This window comes from Streptomyces sp. NPDC003284, assembly GCF_053589675.1.
Window position 1 is genome coordinate 481,214 of the sequence record NZ_JBSFSI010000001.1, and the last position, 19,035, is coordinate 500,248.

Below are 19,035 nucleotides of genomic sequence, written 5' to 3' on the forward strand. Positions count from 1 at the left end.
CGGTACCGGGCGGGTGCCCGCCGGAGACCGTCGCAAACCGGTCCCGCCCCGGCCGGACCGCACGGGGAGGCGGGGCGGGTCAGCGGGGCAGGACCCGCCGGAGGAAGGCCGTCACGTCCGCGAAGACCTGGGCCCGGTCGGTCTCCAGGAACACCTCGTGCCGGGCGCCCGGATAGATCCGCTCGGTCAGCTCGCCGCCGCCGTCCGGGCCGCCGGTGAGCCGCTCCACGCCGGCCCGGCTGCCGTCGAGCGGCACCAGCCGGTCGTCGTCGCCGTGCAGCCACAGCACCGGGAGCCGCCCCACGTCCCCGCCCTCGGCCACCGTCCGCAGGGTCCGCGCGAACGCCTCCAGCGTGGGCCGCTTCATCGGGCTGTGCCACACCAGCGGGTCCGCCCGGTACGCGGCGCCGACCGCCGGGTCCCGGGAGAGCGCGGCCGGGCTGATCGGCGTGTCGGGGATCTCGTCCAGGGCGAGCAGCCGGCCGGGCAGCTCCCAGGCGCCGATGACCGGCCCCGACAGCACGAGCGCGGTCAGCTCGGCGCCGTACCGCTGGGCGTAGCGGGCCGCGATCAGACCGCCCATGGAGTGGCCGAGCAGGACCAGCGGCAGCCCCGGGTGCGCGGCGCGGGCGAGGTCCGCCACCGCGTGCACATCGGCGACCACGTCCTCGAAGTCCTCGATCACCGCCCGTTCGCCCGCCGAGCCGCCGTGCCCGCGGTGGTCGGGGGCGTACACCGCCGCGCCGAGCCCCCCGAGCACACCGGCCACCTCCTCGTACCGCCCGGCGTGCTCGCCGTAGCCGTGGACCAGCAGGGCGAGGAAGCGCGGGTGCGGACGCGGCCACACGCGGACGCGGACGGCGCCCCGGGACCCGGTGAGGACGTGCTCGCGGGTGTCGCTCATCTCTCCTCCAACGGCGTCGGCGGACCCTGTGGGGATCTTCCCAGCGGGCCGGTCCGCGGGCTATAGTCCAGAACAGTATAAAACTAGCAGTGCTAATTAATGATTGTTGGCCGTACGCGGCCGAGCCGGCCGAGTGCCCGTCCGGGCCCGCGCGGCCGCCGCCGGTCCGTACGCCACCGTGCGAGCCTCCTGGGAGACCTGCCGTGCGCCCCGTCCACTTCGCGGCCGCCCGCCGCACCCCGATCGGCAAGGTGCGCGGCAGCCTGTCCTCCGTGCGCCCCGACGACCTGGCCGCCGCGGTGCTGCGCGCCCTGCTCGCCGACGCGCCCGCGCTCGACCCGGCCCGCGTCGACGACGTCTACTGGGGCGCCGCCAACCAGGCGGGCGAGGACAACCGCAACGTCGCCCGGATGGCCGCCCTGCTCGCCGGACTCCCCGAGTCCGTGCCCGGCGCCACCGTCAACCGGCTGTGCGCCTCCGGGCTGGAGGCGGTCACCACCGCCGCGCGCGCCGTGGCCGCCGGAGAGGCCGACATCGTGCTCGCGGGCGGCTCCGAGTCGATGAGCCGCGCCCCCTTCGTGCTGCCCCGCCCGGACGAGGCGCTGCCGCACCGTATGGAGACGTACGACACCCGGCTCGGCTGGCGCCTGGTCAACCCGGCGATGAAGGATCTGCACGGGCTGCTGTCCATGGGGGAGACCGCCGAGGAGGTCGCCGCCCGGTACGGCATCACCCGCGAGCGGCAGGACGACTTCGCGCTGCGCAGCCACCGGCGCGCCGCCCGCGCCCGCGCCGAGGGCCACTTCGACCGGGAACTCCTGCCCGTCGAGCGCCCCGACGGCGTCCTGGTCGACACCGACGAGTGCGTCCGCGAGGACACCTCGTACGAGAAGCTGGCCCGGCTGCGGCCCGTCTTCCGCGAGGGCGGCACGGTCACCGCGGGCAACGCCTCCCCGATGAACGACGGCGCCGCCGGACTGCTCCTGGTGAGCGAGGAGGCCCTGGACGACCTCGGTCTGACGTCCCTGGGCCGCTATGTCGCCGGGGCCTCGGCGGGCGTGCACCCGGACGTGATGGGCATCGGCCCCGTCCCCGCCACCCGCAAGGTGCTGGCCCGCGCCGGATGGGAGATCGGCGGCATCGAGGAGGCCGAGTTCAACGAGGCGTTCGCGGCCCAGGCCCTCGCCTGCGTCGACCAGCTCGGCATCGACGAGGACCTGGTCAACCCGAGCGGCGGCGCCATCGCGCTGGGCCACCCGCTCGGCTGCTCCGGCGCCCGCATCCTCACCACGCTGCTGCACCGCATGCGCCGCACCGGCGCGGCCCGCGGCCTCGCCACGATGTGCGTGGGCGTCGGCCAGGGCAGCGCCGTCCTGGTCGAACGCCCCTGACCGCCCCGCCCTGCGCCGCCCCGCCCCCGGCTCTCCGGCCGCACGCACCCCCCACGCCACCGATCCCACCCGAGCCCCACCACAGCACCATCAGCACCATCGCCGCACCACAGCACCACCTAGGGAGCACCCCCATGGCCACCCTCTCCGTCGCCGCGATCCTCGCCGAGAACGCCCGCCGCCGCCCCCACCGGACGGCCCTGGTCGAAGGCGACCTGCGGCTCAGCTTCGCCCAGGTGTGGCAGCGGGCCCGCGCGCAGGCCGGGGCGCTCACCGGGCTCGGGATCCGGCCGGGGGACCGCGTCGCCCTGATGGCGCCCAACATCGCCGAGTTCCCGCAGGCGTACTACGCCATCGCCGCCGCCGGGGCGGTCGTCGTCCCCGTGCACCTGCTGCTGTCCGCCGCGGAGGTCGAGCATGTCCTGCGGGACAGCGGCGCCGCGCTGCTGCTGTGCCACCCGGCGCAGGCGGACACGGGCACCGCCGCCGCCCGCGCCACCGGGGTGCGCGTCGTCACCCTGGGCGCCGAACTGGAGTCGCTGGCGGCCGGCGCCGAACCGCTGCCCTCCTACGTCACCCGGGCCGCCGACGACCCGGCCGTCGTCTTCTACACCAGCGGCACCACCGGCGTCCCCAAGGGCGCCGTGCTCAGCCACTTCAACCTGGTGATGAACGCGACCGTCAACGCCTTCGACGCCAACGACATCCGCCCCGACGACATCGCCCTCGGCGCGCTCCCGCTGTTCCACGCCTTCGGCCAGACGGTGTCCATGAACTCCACCTGGCGGGCCGGGGCCACCCTCGTGCTGCTGCCGCGCTTCGACGCGTCCCGGGCGATCGAGCTGATGGTGAAGGAGGACGTCAACACCTTCCACGGCGTGCCGACCATGTTCGTCTCCCTGGCCGCCGCGGCGCCCGGCGCCGACGTCCTGCCGGACCTGCGCCTGTGCGTCTCCGGCGGCGCCTCCCTGCCGGTCGCCGTGCTGGAGCGGTTCGAGGCGGCGTTCGGCGCGAGGATCCACGAGGGCTACGGGCTCTCGGAGACCTCCCCGGCCGCGGCCGTCAACCAGCCGGTGTTCGGCACACGGCCCGGCTCCATCGGCCACCCGCTGTGGGGCGTGGACGTCGAGATCGCCCGCGCCGAGACCGAGGACCGCGTCGAACTGCTGCCGCCGGGCGAGGTCGGCGAGGTCGTGGTGCGCGGCCACAACGTCTTCTCCGGGTACCTCGGCCGCCCCGAGGCCACCGCCGAGGCGCTCGTCGACGGCTGGTTCCGCACCGGCGACCTCGGCACCAAGGACGACGAGGGCTTCCTGCGCATCGTCGACCGCAAGAAGGACGTCATCATCCGCGGCGGCTACAACGTCTACCCGCGCGAGGTCGAGGAGGTGCTGCTGCGCCACCCCGCCGTCGCCCAGGCGGCCGTCATCGGCCTGCCCGACGAACTGCACGGCGAGGAGGTGTGCGCGGTCGTCGTCCCGGCACCCGGCGCCGGGCCGGACGCCGCCGCCGTCACCGCCTGGGCCAAGGAGCACCTGGGCCGCCACAAGTACCCGCGCCGCGTGGAGTTCACCGACGCGCTGCCGCTCGGCCCCAGCATGAAGGTGCTCAAGCGCGAGCTGCGGGCGCGGTACGCCTGACGGGACCTGCACCGGAACTCCCGCCGGAACACCTGCCGGAACTCCCGCCGGAACAGACGCCGGAACACCTGCCGGACCACACGCCGGACATCTGACGCACACCCCGCCGGAGCCCGCACCGCGCGTGCGGACATAGCATCGGTGTCCGCATGGACACGATGAATCTGTGGCACCTCACCGGCTGGGGCTTCGCGGCGCTCGCCTTCGCGGCCCTGCTCGTCGGCTTCTCCAAGACCGCCGTCAGCGGGGCCAACACGGTCAGCCTCGCGATCTTCGCGGCCCTGCTGCCCGCCCGCGCCTCGACCGGGGTGCTGCTGCCGCTGCTGATCGCGGGGGACGTCCTCGCCGTGCTCACCTACCGGCGCCACGCCCACTGGCCCACGCTGTGGCGGCTGTTCCCGGCCGTCGCCGCCGGGGTGGTCGTCGGCACGCTGTTCCTGCTGTGGGCCGACGACGGGGTCGTACGCGTCTCGATCGGCGCCATCCTGCTGCTGATGGCGGCCGTCACGGTCCTGCGGCGCCGGGCGGCCGACCGCCCCGGTGGACCCGAGGCGGTCACCACCCGCTCCGGCCGCCTCAAGGCCCGCTCCTACGGCGTCCTCGGCGGCTTCACCACGATGGTCGCCAACGCGGGCGGCCCGGTGATGTCGCTCTATCTGCTCTCCGCGGGCTTCCGCAAGCTCGGGTTCCTCGGGACGTCGGCCTTCTTCTTCCTGATCGTCAACGTCGCCAAGGTGCCGTTCAGCGCGGGCCTCGGCCTGATCGACGGCCGCTCGCTGCTGCTCGACGCGGCCCTCGCGGTGTTCGTGGTGCCCGGGGCGCTGCTCGGCCGGTGGGCCGTCGACCGGATCGACCAGCGGCTCTTCGAACGGCTGGTGATCGCGGCGACGGTCGTGGGGGGCGTGCAACTGCTGCTCACCTGAGGCACGGCCCGGGGTACGTCCTACGCCCTGCGCCTTACGCCTTACGAGGCCGTGGACGCCGGGGCCGAGGCGGACGCGGTGGCACGGGCCAGGGCCGCCCGCAGCCGGTCGTAGCGCTGCACGTTCGTCCAGTCGTCGGCACGCCGCGGACGCCCCGCGCAGAGGCCCCACAGAGCGGCCATGATCACGGTCGCCAGCGGGATGAGCAGCCAGGTCAGTGGGTCCAAGGTCGTCCTCTCCCTTCCCAGTGGATCAGTGGGTCAGGGGCGACCATGACATACATGATCAGTTCTACATACTGGTACGAAGAGCGACGTTCCGCTTTTCACCCGGAAGGATCCAGTACGGCGGGCGGCCCCGGCCCGCCGGCGGGCGCGAGGGCAATGATCCGGTCGGCGGCAGGCCAAGTGATCGTTAAGATGAGCCGGTTGCCGCGACCCGGAGGCGGTGGCTCGGCTGCCGCCGTGCCCACCACCGGGACGGGGCGGGCACAGGGGGTAGGGACAGTGTCGACTTCGGGGACAGAGGGCGGTCTACAGGTGCTGGTGGCGGATCGGTACCGGCTCCACGCGGTCATCGGGCGGGGCGGGATGGGGGAGGTCTGGCAGGCCCAGGACGAGGTCCTCGGCCGGCCGGTCGCGGTCAAACTGCTGTTGAGCGACCTCGCCGACGCCTCGGCCGAGGCCCGCTTCCGGCTGGAGGCGCAGACCTCCGCCCGGCTCCACCACCCGCACGTGGTGGGCACGCTCGACTTCGGCACCTGGGAGCACCGCTGCTTCCTCGTCATGGAACTGGTCGACGGCGGCAGCCTCTCGGGCGAACTGAACGCGGGCGGCCCGCTCACCCCCGACCGGCTGGCCCAGGTCGCCGAACAGGCCGCCGAGGGCCTGGCCGCCGCCCACACCCAGGGCATCGTGCACCGCGACATCAAGCCGGGCAACCTGCTCAGCGACCGCGACGGCACGGTCCGCATCGGCGACTTCGGCATCGCGCGCTTCCTCGACGACCCGTCCGCCGGACTCACCACCACCGGGCAGATCGTCGGCACCGGCCTCTACCTGGCCCCCGAGCGCGCCATCGGCACCCCCGCCTCCCCGGCCTCCGACCTGTACTCACTGGGCTGCGTGCTCTACCAACTGGCCGTCGGCCGCCCGCCCTTCGAGTCGGACACCGCCACCGGGCTGCTCTACCAGCACGTCGACTCCCCGCCCGTGCCGCCGCACCAGCGCGGCGCCGTGCTGCCGCCCGCCTTCGAGGCGTACCTGCTGAGCCTGCTCGCCAAGCGGCCCGAGGAGCGGCCCACCGCCCGGCAGACGGCGGACTGGTTCCGCAGCGGCGCCTGGCGGGGCGCACCGGAACCGCTGCCGCCGGAGCTGCCCGGCCACGCCGTCGAGCCCTACGCACCCGCCTCGCCCGCCCGGCACCGGGCGGCGCCCCAGGGCGCTCCCGACCGCGCCGCGCACCCGCGGGCGTCCGCCGTGGACACCGGCTGGAACACCACTGTCCACCGCGTGCCCGCGCGCCGCCCCGGCCTGCGCACCTCGCTGCGCCGCCACTCCCGCCTGGTCGCCGTGCTCGGCGGTGCGGCCCTGTTCGTCTGCGCACTGCTGCTCGGCATGAGCCTGTTCCAGGCGTAGCCTGCCGGGCATGCGGATCTCCGTCTCCTCCGACCTGGACGCGCCCGTGGCCCGCGCCCTGGTCGCCGCGCTCGCCAAGCGCGGCCACGACGTCACCGCCCACGGCGCGCTGCGCCCCGGCGGCGACCCGCGCTGGGCGGTGTGCTCACAGGCGGCGGCGCGGGACGTCGCCGAGGGCCGCTGCGACCAGGCGGTCGTGTGCTGCTGGACCGGCACCGGCGCGTCCATCGCCGCCAACAAGGTGCCCGGCGTCCGCGCGGCCCTGTGCACCGACGCCGCCACGGCGGAGGGCGCCCGCCGCTGGAACGACGCCAACGTCCTCGCCCTCGGCCTGCGGCTGACCTCCCAGCCGCTGCTCGACGAGATCCTCGACGCCTGGTTCGCCGCCGCACCCAGCGAGGACGCCGAGGACCGCGAGAACATCGCCGTCGTCGGACGCCTGGACGAGGCGAGGGCCCAGGAGGCGTGACGGGCCGGGGCCACCGGGACGCCGGTGGTCAGCCGGGCAGGCGTACGGCCTCCGCCAGCGCGTCCGCGCGGAACAGCGCGTGCCCGGCGGCGACGCGCCGCGCGCGCTCCGGACCGCGCGCCGTCAGCCGGGCGAGGGAGTCCAGCAGCCCGGCCTCGTCCGGTACGTGGTCGGACACCCCGGCCGCCGCCATCCGGCGGACCCCCTCCGCCCCGTGCCCCGGCAGCGGCCGGTAGCCCACGACCGGCAGCCCCGCGGCGAGCGCCTGGACGGCGGTCTGCCCGGCCGCGTTGTCCACCAGGGCGGCGCAGGCGCGCAGCAGGGCGGGCATGTCCGTCACCCAGCCGGGCGTGAGCACCCCGGGCACACCGGACAGGGCGCGGCGCAGCCGGTCGTTGCGCCCGCAGAGCACGACGGGCAGGTAGCCGTGCGCGGCGAGCAGCCGCGCGGTGCGGTGCAGCCGCGCCCCGGCCCCCCAGGCGCCCGCCGAGACCAGGACCGCCGGACGACCCGGTCCGTACGGCTCGAAGCGACGCCGCCACTCCGCTGATTCCGGTGAATCCGATGAATTCGGCGACCTCGGTGACCTCGGCGACCCCGACGACTCTGGGGGGCGCGTCGGCTCCGGTGTGCCGGGGGCCGGTCCGGCGAAGAACGCGGGGTCCACCACCGGGCCGGTCACCCGGGCGGGCCGCCCCAGGGCCGCGCGCACCTCGTCGGCGGCCCGGTCCGTGAGGCACAGGTGCAGATCGTTGCCGGGGTGCAGCCACTGGCGGTGCACCGCGAAGTCCACCACGACCACCGCGCTGGGCACCCGCAGCGCCCCGCGCGCCCGCAGATGGCCGGTGAGCTGGGCCGCCAGATGGAACACCGGCACCACCACATCGGCACGCGTCTGCCGCACCAGCTCCAGCAGCCGGTCACCGGCCAGCCGCGCCAGCGGCGTCCCGCTCGGCCGGGGCCGGGGACCGGGCCGCAAAAAGAGGTCGTAGACACCGCCGTAGAGCCACGGGCAGTGCCGTACGGCGGCCTGGTAGCCGCCGCGCAGCCCCGTCCCCAGGCCCCAGGGCAGCAGCTCCAGCACGTCGACGGCCCGCGCCTCCTTCCCGGCGGCGCGGGCCCGGCGCACCAGCTCGGCGGCGACCGTGTCGTGCCCCGAGCCCATGGACGCGCTGACGACGAGCAGCCGCCCGGCCCCGGCGGCGGTCCCCTCGGCGGCGGGGCCTTCGGACGCGGCGGGAGCGGCGGCCCCCGGGCCGGTCAGGGGGCCCCGAGCGGCGGGCACCGGTGGCGGTACGGGCGTTTCGGACGACACTGGAAGTGAGTAACCCTCACGCACCGCAGCCAAACGAACCGCAGTCACCCGAACGGACACCCAGCCCGTCTGGACGGACACCCCCGCCCGTCCCGCGTCTCAGACACGGACACCCCCGCCAGTCCCGCGTTTCAGACCCGGCCCCCGGGACGCTCCACGCCCGGCACGCCGTACCGGACCGCCGGGGCCGCACCGCCGGTCCCGGGCCCGTCGATCCAGAGGTGCCCCGATGACCCAAGCCCCTTCCCGCGCACGGTCCGGCTCCGGGACCCGCCCCGGGGCACCGGCGGCGCCGGGCACCGAGCGTCGCGGAGGCGACGGCGGCAGACCGGCCGGCGGGGGCGCGCTGGTCACCGGCGCCTCCTCCGGGATCGGCGCGGCCGTCGCCCGGCGGCTCGCCGCCGAGGGCGGCTGGCGGATGGTGCTCAACGGACGCGACCGCACCCGCCTGGAGGAGGTCGCCCGGGGCACCTCGGCACTGGCCTACGCCGCGGACCTGTCGGGGCCGGGGGCCGAGCGCCGCCTCGCCCAGTTCGCCCTCGACCGCGTCGGCGGGGTGGACCTGCTGGTGGCGGGCGCGGGCATCGGCTGGGCCGGCCCCTTCAGCACCATGCCCCAGCCCGCGATCGACGAGGTCTTCGACGTCAATGTGCTCGCCACGGTGCACCTGGTCCGGCTGCTGCTGCCGCACATGGTGGGACGGGGCACCGGCCGCGTGGTCATCATCGGCTCCCTCGCGGGCACGGTCGGCGTACGCGACGAGGCGGTCTACTCGGCCGCGAAGGCCGCCCTGGCCACCTTCGCCGACGCCGTCCGCTACGAACTGCGCGGCACCGGCGTCGGCATCAGCCATGTGGTGCCCGGCGTCGTGGACACGCCCTTCTTCGACCGCCGGGGTGTGCCGTACCGGCGCGCGCGGCCCCGGCCCGTTCCGGCGGGCCGGGTCGCCGACGCCGTGTGGGAGGCGGTCGCCCGCGGCCGGGACGAGATCTACGTCCCCGGCTGGACCCGGCTGCCCGGCCGGATCCGCGGCGCCGCACCCGCCCTGTACCGGCGCCTCGCCTCACGCTTCGGGTGAGGGCCGATGCGCGGGAACAGGCCCATGAGCGGCGGGGGACCAGCGAAGGGGGCGGGCCGGTGGGCCGAGGGCGTGGAACAGCGCTCTACGCCGGTGCCCCGCACGCCCCTTCCCACCGCGGAAAGCGCCACCCCCGTCGCCTCCGCCACCTCCGTCGCTCCCGTCGGCCCCCTCGCCTCGGCGGGGACGCTCGTGCCCGTGGCCTCCCTCGCCGCCGTGGCCGCCCTGGCCGCCGCGCACATCGCCCCGGCGGCGTCCTGGCTGCCGCGCTTCCGCTCCCGCTGTCTGCCGCACCTGGCCGGACACGGCCGGACCGGCCATGTCGCGCTCACCTTCGACGACGGCCCCGACCCCGCGAGCACCCCGCACTTCCTGGACGCGCTGGACCGGCTCGACGTCCGCGCCACCTTCTTCGTGCTCGGCGAGAGCGCGGTCCGCCACCCCGGACTCGTCCGCGCCATCGCCGGACGCGGACACGAGATCGCCGTGCACGGCTGGACCCACAGCCGCCCCTGGCTGCCCGACCCGGGCCGGGACCTGCGGGAGACGGCGCGCGCGGTCCGCGCCGTGCACGCTCTCACGGGCCGCCGCCCGCTCTGGTACCGGCCGCCCTACGGCATCCTCACCGGCGGCCGCTGGGCCGCCGCCCGGCGCCTGGGCCTGCGGCCCGTGCTGTGGAGCGCGTGGGGCCGGGACTGGACGGCGGACGCGACCGCCGCCTCCGTGCACGCGAGCGTCATGGCGGATCTGCGCGGCGGCGGCACGGTCCTGCTGCACGACACCGACCGCGCCTCGGCCCCCGGCTGCTGGCACGCCGCCCTCGGCGCCCTGCCCGGCCTCGTCGCCGCCTGCCGGGAGGCCGGCTGGGACGTGGGCACCCTGGCGGAACACGAGGTGACCGGCCGGACCGGGAGCCGTCGGCGCACCGGCGCACACCCCCCGGCCGCGCCGCCTCCCGGCGCCCCGCCTACCCCTGCGGCCTGCGGCGCAGCAGATACGTGTCCATGATCCAGCCCTTGCGCTCCCGGGCCTCGGCGCGCAGCCGCTCGATGCGCGGCCCGGCCTCGGCGATCGGACCGGAGGCGAGGATCTCGTCCGGGGTGCCTATGTAGGCGCCCCAGTAGATGTCGATGTCCTGGTCGGCGTACTGCCGGAACGCCTGCTGCGCGTCGAGCATCACCACCACGTCGTCCACCCCCTCGGGGAACCCCTCGGCCAGCCGCCGTCCCGTGGTGATCTGCACCGGCCGGGCCACCCGGTTGAGCCCGGTGCGGTGCCGGGCCACCAGCGCGGAGACACTGCTGATGCCGGGCACCACGTCGTACGAGAACTCCACGGCACCGCGCGCCAGCACCTCCTCCAGGATGCCGAGGGTGCTGTCGTACAGCGCGGGATCGCCCCAGACGAGGAACGCGCCGGTCTCGTCCTCGCCCAGCTCGCCGGTGATCAGCCCCTCGTAGATGTCCGCGCGGGCGCTGCGCCACTGGTCGACGGCGGGGGAGTAGCCCCGGCCGCCCGCCGCGCGGTCCCGCTCCGGGTCGCGCGCCTCCACCACCCGGTACCCGCCCTCGGGCAGATGGGCGTCCAGGATGTCCCGGCGCAGCCGCACGAGGTCCGACTTCACCTCGCCCTTGTCCAGGACGAAGAACACGTCCGTGTCGCGCAGCGCCCTGACCGCCTGCAACGTGAGCTGGTCGGGGTCGCCCGCACCGATACCGATGACATGAATCTCTCGCACCCTCCGAGTGTGCCGCAGGGCACTGACACCGCGTGCACCAGGTGCTGCGCCCGGTCACCGGCGGCGCTTTTTCGGGGCGGATCCGCCGGGGCGCCTACGCTCCGGCGCTTACGCCCCGGCGCGCAGCCGGGGCGCGCTCCGTGCCGCGTCCACCACCCCGGCCGTCCCGTCCTCCACCGCGTCGGCCAGCGCCCGCGCCCAGCCCACGAGCCCGGCCGCGTCCATGCCGTACGGCTCCCGCACCCCGGAGTCCGCCGTCCAGTCCCGTACGCCCTGCGCGCCGCGCCGCAGCAGGCGGGCGCCGCCGGTCACATTGCCGCGGGCGGAGTGCGTGAGGCCCACCGCGAGCTGGGCCAGCGCGCGCCACAGCCCGCGCTCGCCCTCGGGCCCGGACTTCCAGGCGTCCTCGAAGACCTCGTGCGCGTGGAACGGCCGTCCCGCGTCCAGCAGCGTCTGCGCCTCGGCGACCGTCCGGTCCGGGGTGCGCACCACCCCCTCGGGCTGCCGCGCCACTCCGTCCGCGCCGTAGGGCAGCGGGCGCCCCAGGCCGTCGCGTGGCCGGGCGTTGCGCGCCCGCCCCTCACTGTCCCGGTCCCGCGCACCGGCCACCCGGTCGGATGATGTGCTGCTCATACCCACGATTCTCCCTTGTCGCCGTGCCGCCCCGAGTGCCCCCTTCGGCACCGCCCCCGGCGTGCGGTAAAGTGACCTTCGCGCGATCACGCGGTCCACCGCACGAGAGCGCATCGGGACGTGGCGCAGCTTGGTAGCGCACTTGACTGGGGGTCAAGGGGTCGCAGGTTCAAATCCTGTCGTCCCGACTGGAGACAGTCGCAGGTCAGGGCCGGTTTCGGAGGAATTCGAAACCGGCCCTTGATCATTTTTGGGGACCAGATGGGGACCGGCGTCCTTGACGGGGGTCAGCGGGGCGCGACGATCGGGCTCGGCAGCGAGCGAGGTGCGCGAAGAGCGCTGAGGCGTGCGGAGAGCGCCGCCCCGGCGGCCGTAATGCCGCCGGGTCTTTGCCGCCGGCCGACGACACGACCCCGACGCGGTGCTCCGATTCCGCGACCAGGCCCTTCTTCACCTCGACACGCCCGACGACTGCACGCCCTGGTGGGCGGCCTGGCTGACGAAGGACTCCGTGGACGCTGCCACCGGCCGGGCCTGGCTCGCCTGTGACCAGCCCGTGCGGCCACGACGACAAGGCGCGCGAACTGCTCGGCCAGGCCGAAGGACTCATCAGCACCGTCAGCTCCCGCCGCAGGCCCTGCTCGGCGCCGTTTCGACCACGGTGCCACCCACCCAAGGGTGCCCCGAGGCACCCTTCGACCTGCACCACTACAGGGACATGGATGGACGACGCGTGCATGTACCGATTCACCGTCGGCCAGGCGCAGCGAATGGCCGATTCGTGGGTGGCCCACCGTATGCCCACGGGCAGCGGCTCCTGATCTTCGGGTCATCCCGCCTGGCGGCTCGCCTGTACACGGTGGGCCGCTACGCGTGTTCCGGCAAGCGGGTCCCTGGTTGTCCGACGGGCCGCGTCGCCGACCCCTCACCCGACAGCACCGTCACTCGAACGGCCTAACGTGGCGTGCCACCCATACGGGTGAACATCACGCTGGTGAGTGTCCCAGTCAAGGCAATCCGCAGAAGGGGAAAACAAATGCGCATTCGACGAGCCCTCGCCGCCGTCATCGCCACGGCAGCCCTCACCGGACTCGGCCTCACGGGCGCCGCCACCGCCACCGCCGCCACCCACACCCCGAGTCAGGACGGCGCCGCCCTCACCCCGGGCGAGTGCACGGCGGGCGGCGGAACGGTCGACTGGAGCAAGGCGCAGATACCCCACACCGGGACCTGCGTGGGTGGTACGCAAAACGGCAAGATAGTCGACTGAACGCCACTGGGTGCTCCGCAGCCGCGCGCTGCGGAGCGCTCCCGCGCGCGCAGCCCAGCTGATCGCCCGACGCGGCGTCGCCCACGGCTCCGGACTGGAAATGATCTCCGAGGTGGTCGGACCACTCCGGAACCGGTGATCTGGGGGTGCGAAGTGGCACGGCCGAAGCCGTGGGAGGTCGGCGATGAGCTGTGGGCGGTGATCGAGCCGCTGCTGCCCGAGGTCGAGTGACGGACCAGGCACCCAGGACGCAAGCGGCATCCGGACCGGCTCCCGAGCTGAGCCGAGGGTCAGTCACAGATACGGGCGGTCGTTACGCCGCCGCCCGCATTCTCGTCGTCCGTGCCAAGGACCGCGACGCCGGAGCCGGACACGCAGTCCAATGCCTCGACCTTGTGGCCCTTGAACTTCCGCAGCACCTTTGGGGACTTGGCCACCGTGAGCCGCACCTGGCCCGAGCGGTCGAGCGACACCGAGCCCGCGTCGCTCACCGCCGAGTCGAACGGCCCGTCATCACCCTCGTCCGACGCCGAAGCGATCAGCAGCCGGCCCGAGTCTGTGACGGAGAGGTCGGAGACGTGCCGGACGTCTCCCGTGGGATACGGAGCACGGTAGACGGCCTTCGTCACGGCGCCGAACACCGACTCCCCGTACGTGTTGAACGACAGTGGTGCCGCGTAGAGCGTCGCCGCTCGGTCATCGCCCTCGCCCCTGTCGGCCCAGACCGCCACCAGCTTGCCATGGCGCGAAACCAGCGTGAGGCTCTCGAAGTTGTCGCCCTGACCGATCGCCGGGAGCGGCGAGAGGTCGCGGACCTCGGCCGCGTTCCCGTCGTCGGTGACCTTGAGGTGGTACATGAGTCCCCGGCTCGCCACGGCCAGGTACTCGTCGGAGGTGCCGGGCACCGCTTCGAGAGCCTCCAGGTCGATCGGCTCGGCATCGCCCCTCCAATCGAGCGGCTGCACGACGGTTGCGCGCCCAGGCTCACCGGGGCGGTAGGTGAGTCGGGCGATGCGGTTCTCTCCGGGCAGCTTGTTGTCCCGGGCGATCAGGGTTCGGTAGGTGCCGCCCGAGCGTGAGACGACGGCGAGCCCGCTGATGCCGCTTCGCATGTCGTGTCCGGCCGGTTCCCATCGGGGGGCCGTGGTCGTCGGCGCGTCACTTGTCCGGGCCGCGGTCACTCCTGTGGTGGCGACCACGGCAGCCACCGCACCGAGCAGGGCGATTGCGGGCAGGACGGCCTTACGCATGCTCATGAACTTCTCCTGGCGACGTGACGCGCGTAGACGATCGGGTTGGCCGGGAACGTAACGGCCCGAGCAGTCTCCCGGTAAGAGGCGTGACCATATGACCGGTGGGTAATCCGGAGAGCCGCCGAGCCTGTCTAGTAAGAACTCCTATCGGAATGACTTCAGGCGTCGCCGGCCGATGAGTGCGCATCCGAGGGTGAGGGGGGCTTCGTGGATGTCGTCGCGTATCTCCCAGCGGATCCGCAGGCTGTGGAACAGGACAGATGGGCGAACACGCGCTCTGCGTATCAGCGTTGGGCGGCCAGGCCGGAGCCGTGCTCGGTGCCGCGGCGCGCGATCAACGGCTTCACGCCGAGGCCCCGGACCAGGCGGCGGTACTTGTCGTGGCCGTAGCTGCGGTCGCCTAGCGACCGTTTGTGACGAGGACAGCCCGAGGGTCAGGGTGGCGCACTTGGGGACCAGTTGGGGACCAGCGTCCATGTCGTAGCACGTGTCATGATTTTCCCCCCGACCCATCGATCTGGGGGTCAAGTCAAGGGGTCGCAGGTTCACATCCTGTCGTCCCGACTGGAGACCGCCCCTGAGCGTTTTCCGGTTCCGGGGGGGCGGCCCGGTCCGGTACGGGCCGCTCAGCTGCTGTCGGAGCGTCGCAGCAGCCGGACGGCGAGTGCTCCCGTGGTGATGGCGACGAGCGCGCAGGCGGCGCAGGCGAGGGACATGCGGGGGGCGGTCGAGGTGTGGGTGAGGGTGCCGCAGACCGCCACGCCGAGGGTGAGGCCGAGCTGCCGGACGGCGTTGGCCGCGCCGCCGGCCGCGCCCGCGTGGTGGGGCGGGGCCGTGGCGATGGCGACGGCGGGCAGCACGGGCGAGACCACGCCCGCGCCGACTCCGCTGAGCACCAGGAACGGCAGCAGCACGGGCCAGTCCGGCCGCCCGGCCACCGCGGTGGCGGTGAGCGCGCCGACGCCGACCAGGATCGTGCCCGCGCCGAGGGTCCAGGCCGGGTGGAGCGCGTGGAGATGCCTGCTGACCAGGCCGGAGACCGCGACGAAGACCACGAGCTGGGCGACGAGGACGAGGGAGACGGCCGGCGAGGCCAGGCCGAGACCGGTCTGCATCCACGTCGCCAGGGCGGGCAGCGCCCCGAACGCGGCGAAGTAGTAGCCGAAGGCCGCCAGCAGGACCGCGACGAACCTCGGTGCCGTGATGAGCGCGGGCGGCAGGATGGGCCGCGGGCAACGGCGTTCGGCCAGCACGAACCCGCCCCCCGCGCACAGGGCCGTGAGCCAGCCCGCGAGCGAGTCCGGCGCGCCCCACCCCGATTCGCCGCCGGAGATCACCGCGTAGGCGAGACCCGTCACCGCGACGCTGACCAGCACGATGCCCGGCCAGTCCACCCGGGTGCGGAACAGCCGCCGGGCCGTCCGGGCCCCGCACGGGGTGAAGCCCGACTCCGGTGCCGGGGCCGGGGCGGGGGCCGAGGCCGGTGACGGAGGCACTGTCGCGTGCGGCAACGAGCGGGCGGCCAGCGCCAGCGCCACGGCGCACAGGGGGAGCGAGCCGAGGAACAGCCAGCGCCATCCGGCGTACTCCGTCAGTACGCCGCCGCAGACGGTGCCGACCGCCGACGCGGCCCCCGCCACCGCGCCCCAGACCGCGAACGCGGTCGCCCGCTGCCCGGGGCGTGCGTAGGTCAGTCCGATCAGCGGGACGATGGTGGCGAGCATCGCGGCCCCGGCCACGCCCTGGCCGGCCCGCGCCGCGATCAGTAGGCCCGGCGAGGTGGCGAGCCCGCACGCCAGGGTGGCCAGGGTGAACCCGGCCAGCCCCGCGAGGCACACCCGGCGGCTGCCGAGCGCGTCGCCGATCGCACCGGCACCGAGCAGCAGTCCGGCCAGCGCGAGGGTGTAGACGTCGATCACCCACTGCTGGGCGCCGTGGTCCGCGCCGAGACCGGCGCCGATGCCGGGCAGGGCGACGGTCACGACCGTCGTGTACAGCAGGAGCAGGAACGTACCGAGGCAGCAGGCGGCCAGCGGCAGCCACCCCGGTCCGCTCCCGGTCCCCGCCGGGGCGGCGCGCGAAGGGGCGCGAGGGGCGTCGGGCGTCGTCGGGGGCAGGGTGCGGATGCGGTCGCGGGCGGTCATGGCCCGACAGTGATGTAATGCTCTTGTGCATGTAAACCCTTACGGGCGCCCGCTGCTGGACAACGTGACCGACCTGCTCAACCGGCCGCCCACCGGCATCGAGGACATCACCGCGCGCTGGGTCGCCGTCGGCATGCCCCTGGAGAACGAGGCCCGCGAGGGCGACGCCGCACTGGTGTGCGACTATCTCCGCGGCTGGCGGCGCCTGGTCGACGCCGAGGACGAACCGGCCCGCGTCGCGGTCCTCAACGCGCTGCTGACCCGCTACGCGGGGCCGCCCACCGTCACCGACCACGACGGCAGCGGCTGGCACCTGCACTACCGGCCGGACGGCGCGGGTCTGGGCGCGGTCCTCACCGCCTCCACCACCGTCGCGGCGGCCCAGCACCTCACCGCGCACGGGATGCGGCGCCTCGGCCGCTGCGCCCTGCCCGAGTGTGGTGACGCCTACGTCGACCACAGTCGGCCGGGGCGCCAGCGGTACTGCTCCCACGCCTGCGCCAACCGTGACGCCGTACGGCGCCACCGCCGGGCCGCGCGGGAGGCCGCCTCGTAGCGGACGGGAGAGCCGAGCGGCCGCTGCGAGGCGCCGCCGCGGCGCGGTGCGGCGGCGGTGAGATGCGCGGCAGTGAGGGGTGCTGCTGAATTGCAAAAGTTCGCAATTGGTTAGATGCTGTGTTGGCTGTGCCCGCAGGAAGCGCGGGCACAGCCTTGTGCGTGCGCCCGGCCTGGGGCGGACGGCGGGAGAGTCGACAGTCGAGGGGTCGGGCCGGTGCCGGTACGGAATGTGCTGCGGAAAGCCGAGGTCGTCGCGCGATGAGCACCCCGCTGACACGGGCCGCCCGCTCGGCGCGCTCGCTGCTGCCCGCGCGGTCCGACCTGGCGGACGTCCGCCGGGATCCGCGCCGCGACCTGCTGGCCGGTCTGACCGTGGCGATCGTGGCGCTGCCGCTCGCGCTCGGCTTCGGGGTGTCCTCCGGACTCGGCGCGGAGGCGGGCCTCGCGACCGCCGTGGTGGCCGGGGCGGTCGCGGCTGTCTTCGGCGGGTCGAACCTCCAGGTGTCCGGGCCCACCGGTGCCATGACCGTCGTCCTGGTACCGATCTTCGGCCGGTACGGGGCGGGCGGGGTGCTCACCGTCGGCCTGATCGCAGGCTTCCTGCTGGTCGCCCTCGCCGTGCTGCGGGCGGGGAAGTACATGCAGTACGTGCCCGCCCCCGTGGTGGAGGGCTTCACGCTCGGCATCGCCTGTGTGATCGGCTTGCAGCAGGTGCCGAACGCACTGGGCGTGGCCAAACCCGAGGGTGACCGTGTGCTGGTGGTGACCTGGCGGGCCGTCGAGGAGTTCGCGAGGACGCCGAACTGGACGGCGGTCGGCCTCGCCGTCGCCGTGGCGGCGCTCATGCTGGCCGGTGCCCGCCGCCGTCCCGCCGTCCCGTTCTCCGTCGTCGCCGTCGTGGCCGCCACCGTGGTGGCGCGGCTCGCCGGTCTGGACGCGGCCGCGCCGATCGGCGACCTGCCCGCCGGACTGCCCGCGCCGTCGCTGGCCTTCCTCGACGCGGGAGCGCTCGGCTCGCTGCTCGCACCCGCGGTCGCGGTGGCCGCCCTGGCCGCGCTGGAGTCGCTGCTGTCCGCCTCGGTGGCCGACGGGATGACGACCGGACAGAAGCACGACCCGGACCGGGAGCTGTTCGGGCAGGGCCTCGCCAACATCGCGGCCCCGCTGTTCGGCGGGGTGCCCGCCACCGGCGCCATCGCGCGCACCGCGGTCAACGTCCGCACCGGGGCGCGCTCCCGGCTCGCCGCACTGACCCACGCCGCCGTCCTCGCGGTGATCGTCTTCGCCGCCGCGCCGCTCGTGTCGCAGATCCCGCTCGCCGCGCTCGCGGGCGTACTGCTGGCCACCGCGGTCCGCATGGTCGAGGTGGCCTCGCTGAAGGCGATGGCGCGCGCCACCCGCTCGGACGCGCTGACCCTCGTCCTCACGGCCGCCGCGACCCTCGTCCTCGACCTGGTCTACGCCGTGATCATCGGCCTCGTCGTCGCGGGCGCCCTCGCCCTGCGCGCGGTCGCCCGGCAGGTCCGCCTAGACCGGATGCCGCTGGACGAGCCGGACGAGCCGGACGGGCGGGACGACGGGGAGGGCGAGCGCACGGCCGCGGCCGACGCCCTGTCGGCCGGGCACATCGTCGCCTACCGCATCGACGGGCCGCTGTTCTTCGCCGCCGCCCACCGCTTCCTGCGGGAACTGGGCGAGGTCGCCGGGGTCCGGGTGGTCGTCCTGCGCATGTCGCGGGTGACGACGGTGGACGCCACCGGCGCGCTGGTCCTCAAGGACGTGGTCGAGAAGCTGAACCGGCGCGGCATCGCCGTGATGACCTCGGGGATACGGCCGGGACAGCGCCGGGTCCTCGACTCGGTCGGCGCGCTGGAGCTGCTGCGCCGCGAGGGCCGCGAGTACGCGACCACCGCGGAGGCGCTGCGCGGCGCGCGCGACCACGTCGACCTGGCCGGGCCGCTGCCCGCCGAACCCGCCGCCGAACCCGCCGCCGTCCCCGCCCGGCCGCAGCGCGGCAGTGAGGAACCCGTCCGATGAGCACCGCCCGCGCAGCGCTGCGCATGACCGGGGTCTCCGGCCCCG

Annotated in this window: 17 protein-coding genes and 1 tRNA gene; 11 read left to right on the forward strand and 7 right to left on the reverse strand. The window is 74.8% G+C overall.

Going from position 1 to position 19,035, the window contains the following annotated elements; all coding sequences use genetic code 11:
• Nucleotides 1-79: 79 nt before the first annotated feature.
• Complete coding sequence (locus ACWDYF_RS02200) at nucleotides 80-904, reverse strand: alpha/beta hydrolase (protein ID WP_389463490.1); 825 nt, start codon at nucleotides 902-904, stop codon at nucleotides 80-82.
• Nucleotides 905-1,107: 203 nt separating this feature from the next.
• Between ACWDYF_RS02200 and ACWDYF_RS02205 the strand changes: the two genes are divergently transcribed.
• The 3 genes from ACWDYF_RS02205 to ACWDYF_RS02215 all read left to right on the forward strand — a co-directional run bounded on the left by ACWDYF_RS02205 (nucleotide 1,108) and on the right by ACWDYF_RS02215 (nucleotide 4,858).
• Nucleotides 1,108-2,295, forward strand: a complete 1,188-nt coding sequence (locus ACWDYF_RS02205; protein WP_389463491.1) for a thiolase family protein — start codon at nucleotides 1,108-1,110, stop codon at nucleotides 2,293-2,295.
• 134 nt (nucleotides 2,296-2,429) lie between these two features.
• Nucleotides 2,430-3,935 carry a long-chain-fatty-acid--CoA ligase gene (locus ACWDYF_RS02210; RefSeq protein WP_389463493.1) on the forward strand — a complete coding sequence of 502 codons (1,506 nt, stop codon included), beginning with the start codon at nucleotides 2,430-2,432 and terminating at the stop codon, nucleotides 3,933-3,935.
• Nucleotides 3,936-4,084: 149 nt separating this feature from the next.
• Complete coding sequence (locus ACWDYF_RS02215; protein WP_389463495.1) at nucleotides 4,085-4,858, forward strand: sulfite exporter TauE/SafE family protein; 774 nt, start codon at nucleotides 4,085-4,087, stop codon at nucleotides 4,856-4,858.
• A gap of 41 nt (nucleotides 4,859-4,899) precedes the next feature.
• Here ACWDYF_RS02215 and ACWDYF_RS02220 read toward each other — a convergent pair whose 3' ends face one another.
• Nucleotides 4,900-5,085, reverse strand: coding sequence for a hypothetical protein (locus tag ACWDYF_RS02220; protein ID WP_018566730.1), 186 nt, complete (start codon nucleotides 5,083-5,085; stop codon nucleotides 4,900-4,902).
• A gap of 318 nt (nucleotides 5,086-5,403) precedes the next feature.
• Between ACWDYF_RS02220 and ACWDYF_RS02225 the strand changes: the two genes are divergently transcribed.
• Together ACWDYF_RS02225 and ACWDYF_RS02230 are read left to right on the forward strand one after the other, a co-directional pair.
• On the forward strand, nucleotides 5,404-6,495 hold the full coding sequence (locus ACWDYF_RS02225; RefSeq protein ID WP_389463498.1) for a serine/threonine-protein kinase: 1,092 nt from the start codon (nucleotides 5,404-5,406) through the stop codon (nucleotides 6,493-6,495).
• Between the two features lie 10 nt (nucleotides 6,496-6,505).
• The gene (locus ACWDYF_RS02230; protein WP_389463500.1) at nucleotides 6,506-6,964 is read left to right on the forward strand and encodes an RpiB/LacA/LacB family sugar-phosphate isomerase; all 459 of its coding nucleotides are present in this window, start codon (nucleotides 6,506-6,508) and stop codon (nucleotides 6,962-6,964) included.
• A gap of 28 nt (nucleotides 6,965-6,992) precedes the next feature.
• Here ACWDYF_RS02230 and ACWDYF_RS02235 read toward each other — a convergent pair whose 3' ends face one another.
• Nucleotides 6,993-8,249, reverse strand: coding sequence for an MGDG synthase family glycosyltransferase (locus ACWDYF_RS02235; protein ID WP_451584258.1), 1,257 nt, complete (start codon nucleotides 8,247-8,249; stop codon nucleotides 6,993-6,995).
• A gap of 259 nt (nucleotides 8,250-8,508) precedes the next feature.
• On the opposite strand from ACWDYF_RS02235, the gene ACWDYF_RS02240 reads away from it, so the two are divergent.
• Together ACWDYF_RS02240 and ACWDYF_RS02245 are read left to right on the forward strand one after the other, a co-directional pair.
• Complete coding sequence (locus ACWDYF_RS02240) at nucleotides 8,509-9,357, forward strand: SDR family NAD(P)-dependent oxidoreductase (RefSeq protein WP_389463502.1); 849 nt, start codon at nucleotides 8,509-8,511, stop codon at nucleotides 9,355-9,357.
• A gap of 198 nt (nucleotides 9,358-9,555) precedes the next feature.
• On the forward strand, nucleotides 9,556-10,365 hold the full coding sequence (locus ACWDYF_RS02245; RefSeq protein ID WP_389463503.1) for a polysaccharide deacetylase family protein: 810 nt from the start codon (nucleotides 9,556-9,558) through the stop codon (nucleotides 10,363-10,365).
• Here the strand turns inward: ACWDYF_RS02245 and cobF are convergent.
• Entirely contained in the window at nucleotides 10,325-11,095 is a 771-nt protein-coding gene (gene cobF, locus ACWDYF_RS02250; RefSeq protein WP_389463505.1) for a precorrin-6A synthase (deacetylating), read from the reverse strand. The two genes, ACWDYF_RS02245 and cobF, sit on opposite strands and share 41 nt — an antisense overlap.
• Nucleotides 11,096-11,203: 108 nt before the next feature.
• Nucleotides 11,204-11,728, reverse strand: coding sequence for a DUF309 domain-containing protein (locus ACWDYF_RS02255; RefSeq protein WP_381739146.1), 525 nt, complete (start codon nucleotides 11,726-11,728; stop codon nucleotides 11,204-11,206).
• A 114-nt stretch (nucleotides 11,729-11,842) separates the two neighbouring features.
• On the opposite strand from ACWDYF_RS02255, the gene ACWDYF_RS02260 reads away from it, so the two are divergent.
• Nucleotides 11,843-11,916, forward strand: a tRNA-Pro gene (locus tag ACWDYF_RS02260).
• Between the two features lie 848 nt (nucleotides 11,917-12,764).
• Entirely contained in the window at nucleotides 12,765-12,998 is a 234-nt protein-coding gene (locus ACWDYF_RS02265) for a hypothetical protein (RefSeq protein WP_018566721.1), read from the forward strand.
• Nucleotides 12,999-13,288: 290 nt separating this feature from the next.
• On the opposite strand, the gene ACWDYF_RS02270 is transcribed toward ACWDYF_RS02265, so the two are convergent.
• Both ACWDYF_RS02270 and ACWDYF_RS02275 read right to left on the reverse strand, forming a co-directional pair.
• Complete coding sequence (locus ACWDYF_RS02270) at nucleotides 13,289-14,254, reverse strand: hypothetical protein (RefSeq protein ID WP_389463511.1); 966 nt, start codon at nucleotides 14,252-14,254, stop codon at nucleotides 13,289-13,291.
• Nucleotides 14,255-14,877: 623 nt separating this feature from the next.
• Nucleotides 14,878-16,395, reverse strand: a complete 1,518-nt coding sequence (locus ACWDYF_RS02275; protein WP_389463514.1) for an MFS transporter — start codon at nucleotides 16,393-16,395, stop codon at nucleotides 14,878-14,880.
• Nucleotides 16,396-16,420: 25 nt separating this feature from the next.
• Here ACWDYF_RS02275 and ACWDYF_RS02280 point away from each other — a divergent pair, with 25 nt between their 5' ends.
• Both ACWDYF_RS02280 and ACWDYF_RS02285 read left to right on the forward strand, forming a co-directional pair.
• Nucleotides 16,421-16,951 carry a CGNR zinc finger domain-containing protein gene (locus tag ACWDYF_RS02280; RefSeq protein ID WP_389463516.1) on the forward strand — a complete coding sequence of 177 codons (531 nt, stop codon included), beginning with the start codon at nucleotides 16,421-16,423 and terminating at the stop codon, nucleotides 16,949-16,951.
• A 260-nt stretch (nucleotides 16,952-17,211) separates the two neighbouring features.
• A complete protein-coding gene (locus ACWDYF_RS02285) occupies nucleotides 17,212-18,990 on the forward strand; it encodes a SulP family inorganic anion transporter (RefSeq protein WP_389463517.1) in 1,779 nt (592 codons plus the stop codon).
• Nucleotides 18,991-19,035: the final 45 nt, after the last annotated feature.

Bases quoted from the DNA above. Each gene is read 5' to 3' on its own strand.
- ACWDYF_RS02265 (WP_018566721.1), top strand. From the start codon at position 12,765: ATGCGCATTCGACGAGCCCTCGCCGCCGTCATCGCCACGGCAGCCCTC.
- ACWDYF_RS02255 (WP_381739146.1), bottom strand. From the start codon at position 11,728: ATGAGCAGCACATCATCCGACCGGGTGGCCGGTGCGCGGGACCGGGAC.
- ACWDYF_RS02275 (WP_389463514.1), bottom strand. From the start codon at position 16,395: ATGACCGCCCGCGACCGCATCCGCACCCTGCCCCCGACGACGCCCGAC.
- ACWDYF_RS02230 (WP_389463500.1), top strand. From the start codon at position 6,506: ATGCGGATCTCCGTCTCCTCCGACCTGGACGCGCCCGTGGCCCGCGCC.
- ACWDYF_RS02210 (WP_389463493.1), top strand. From the start codon at position 2,430: ATGGCCACCCTCTCCGTCGCCGCGATCCTCGCCGAGAACGCCCGCCGC.
- ACWDYF_RS02240 (WP_389463502.1), top strand. From the start codon at position 8,509: ATGACCCAAGCCCCTTCCCGCGCACGGTCCGGCTCCGGGACCCGCCCC.
- ACWDYF_RS02200 (WP_389463490.1), bottom strand. From the start codon at position 904: ATGAGCGACACCCGCGAGCACGTCCTCACCGGGTCCCGGGGCGCCGTC.
- ACWDYF_RS02215 (WP_389463495.1), top strand. From the start codon at position 4,085: ATGGACACGATGAATCTGTGGCACCTCACCGGCTGGGGCTTCGCGGCG.
- ACWDYF_RS02285 (WP_389463517.1), top strand. From the start codon at position 17,212: ATGAGCACCCCGCTGACACGGGCCGCCCGCTCGGCGCGCTCGCTGCTG.
- ACWDYF_RS02270 (WP_389463511.1), bottom strand. From the start codon at position 14,254: ATGAGCATGCGTAAGGCCGTCCTGCCCGCAATCGCCCTGCTCGGTGCG.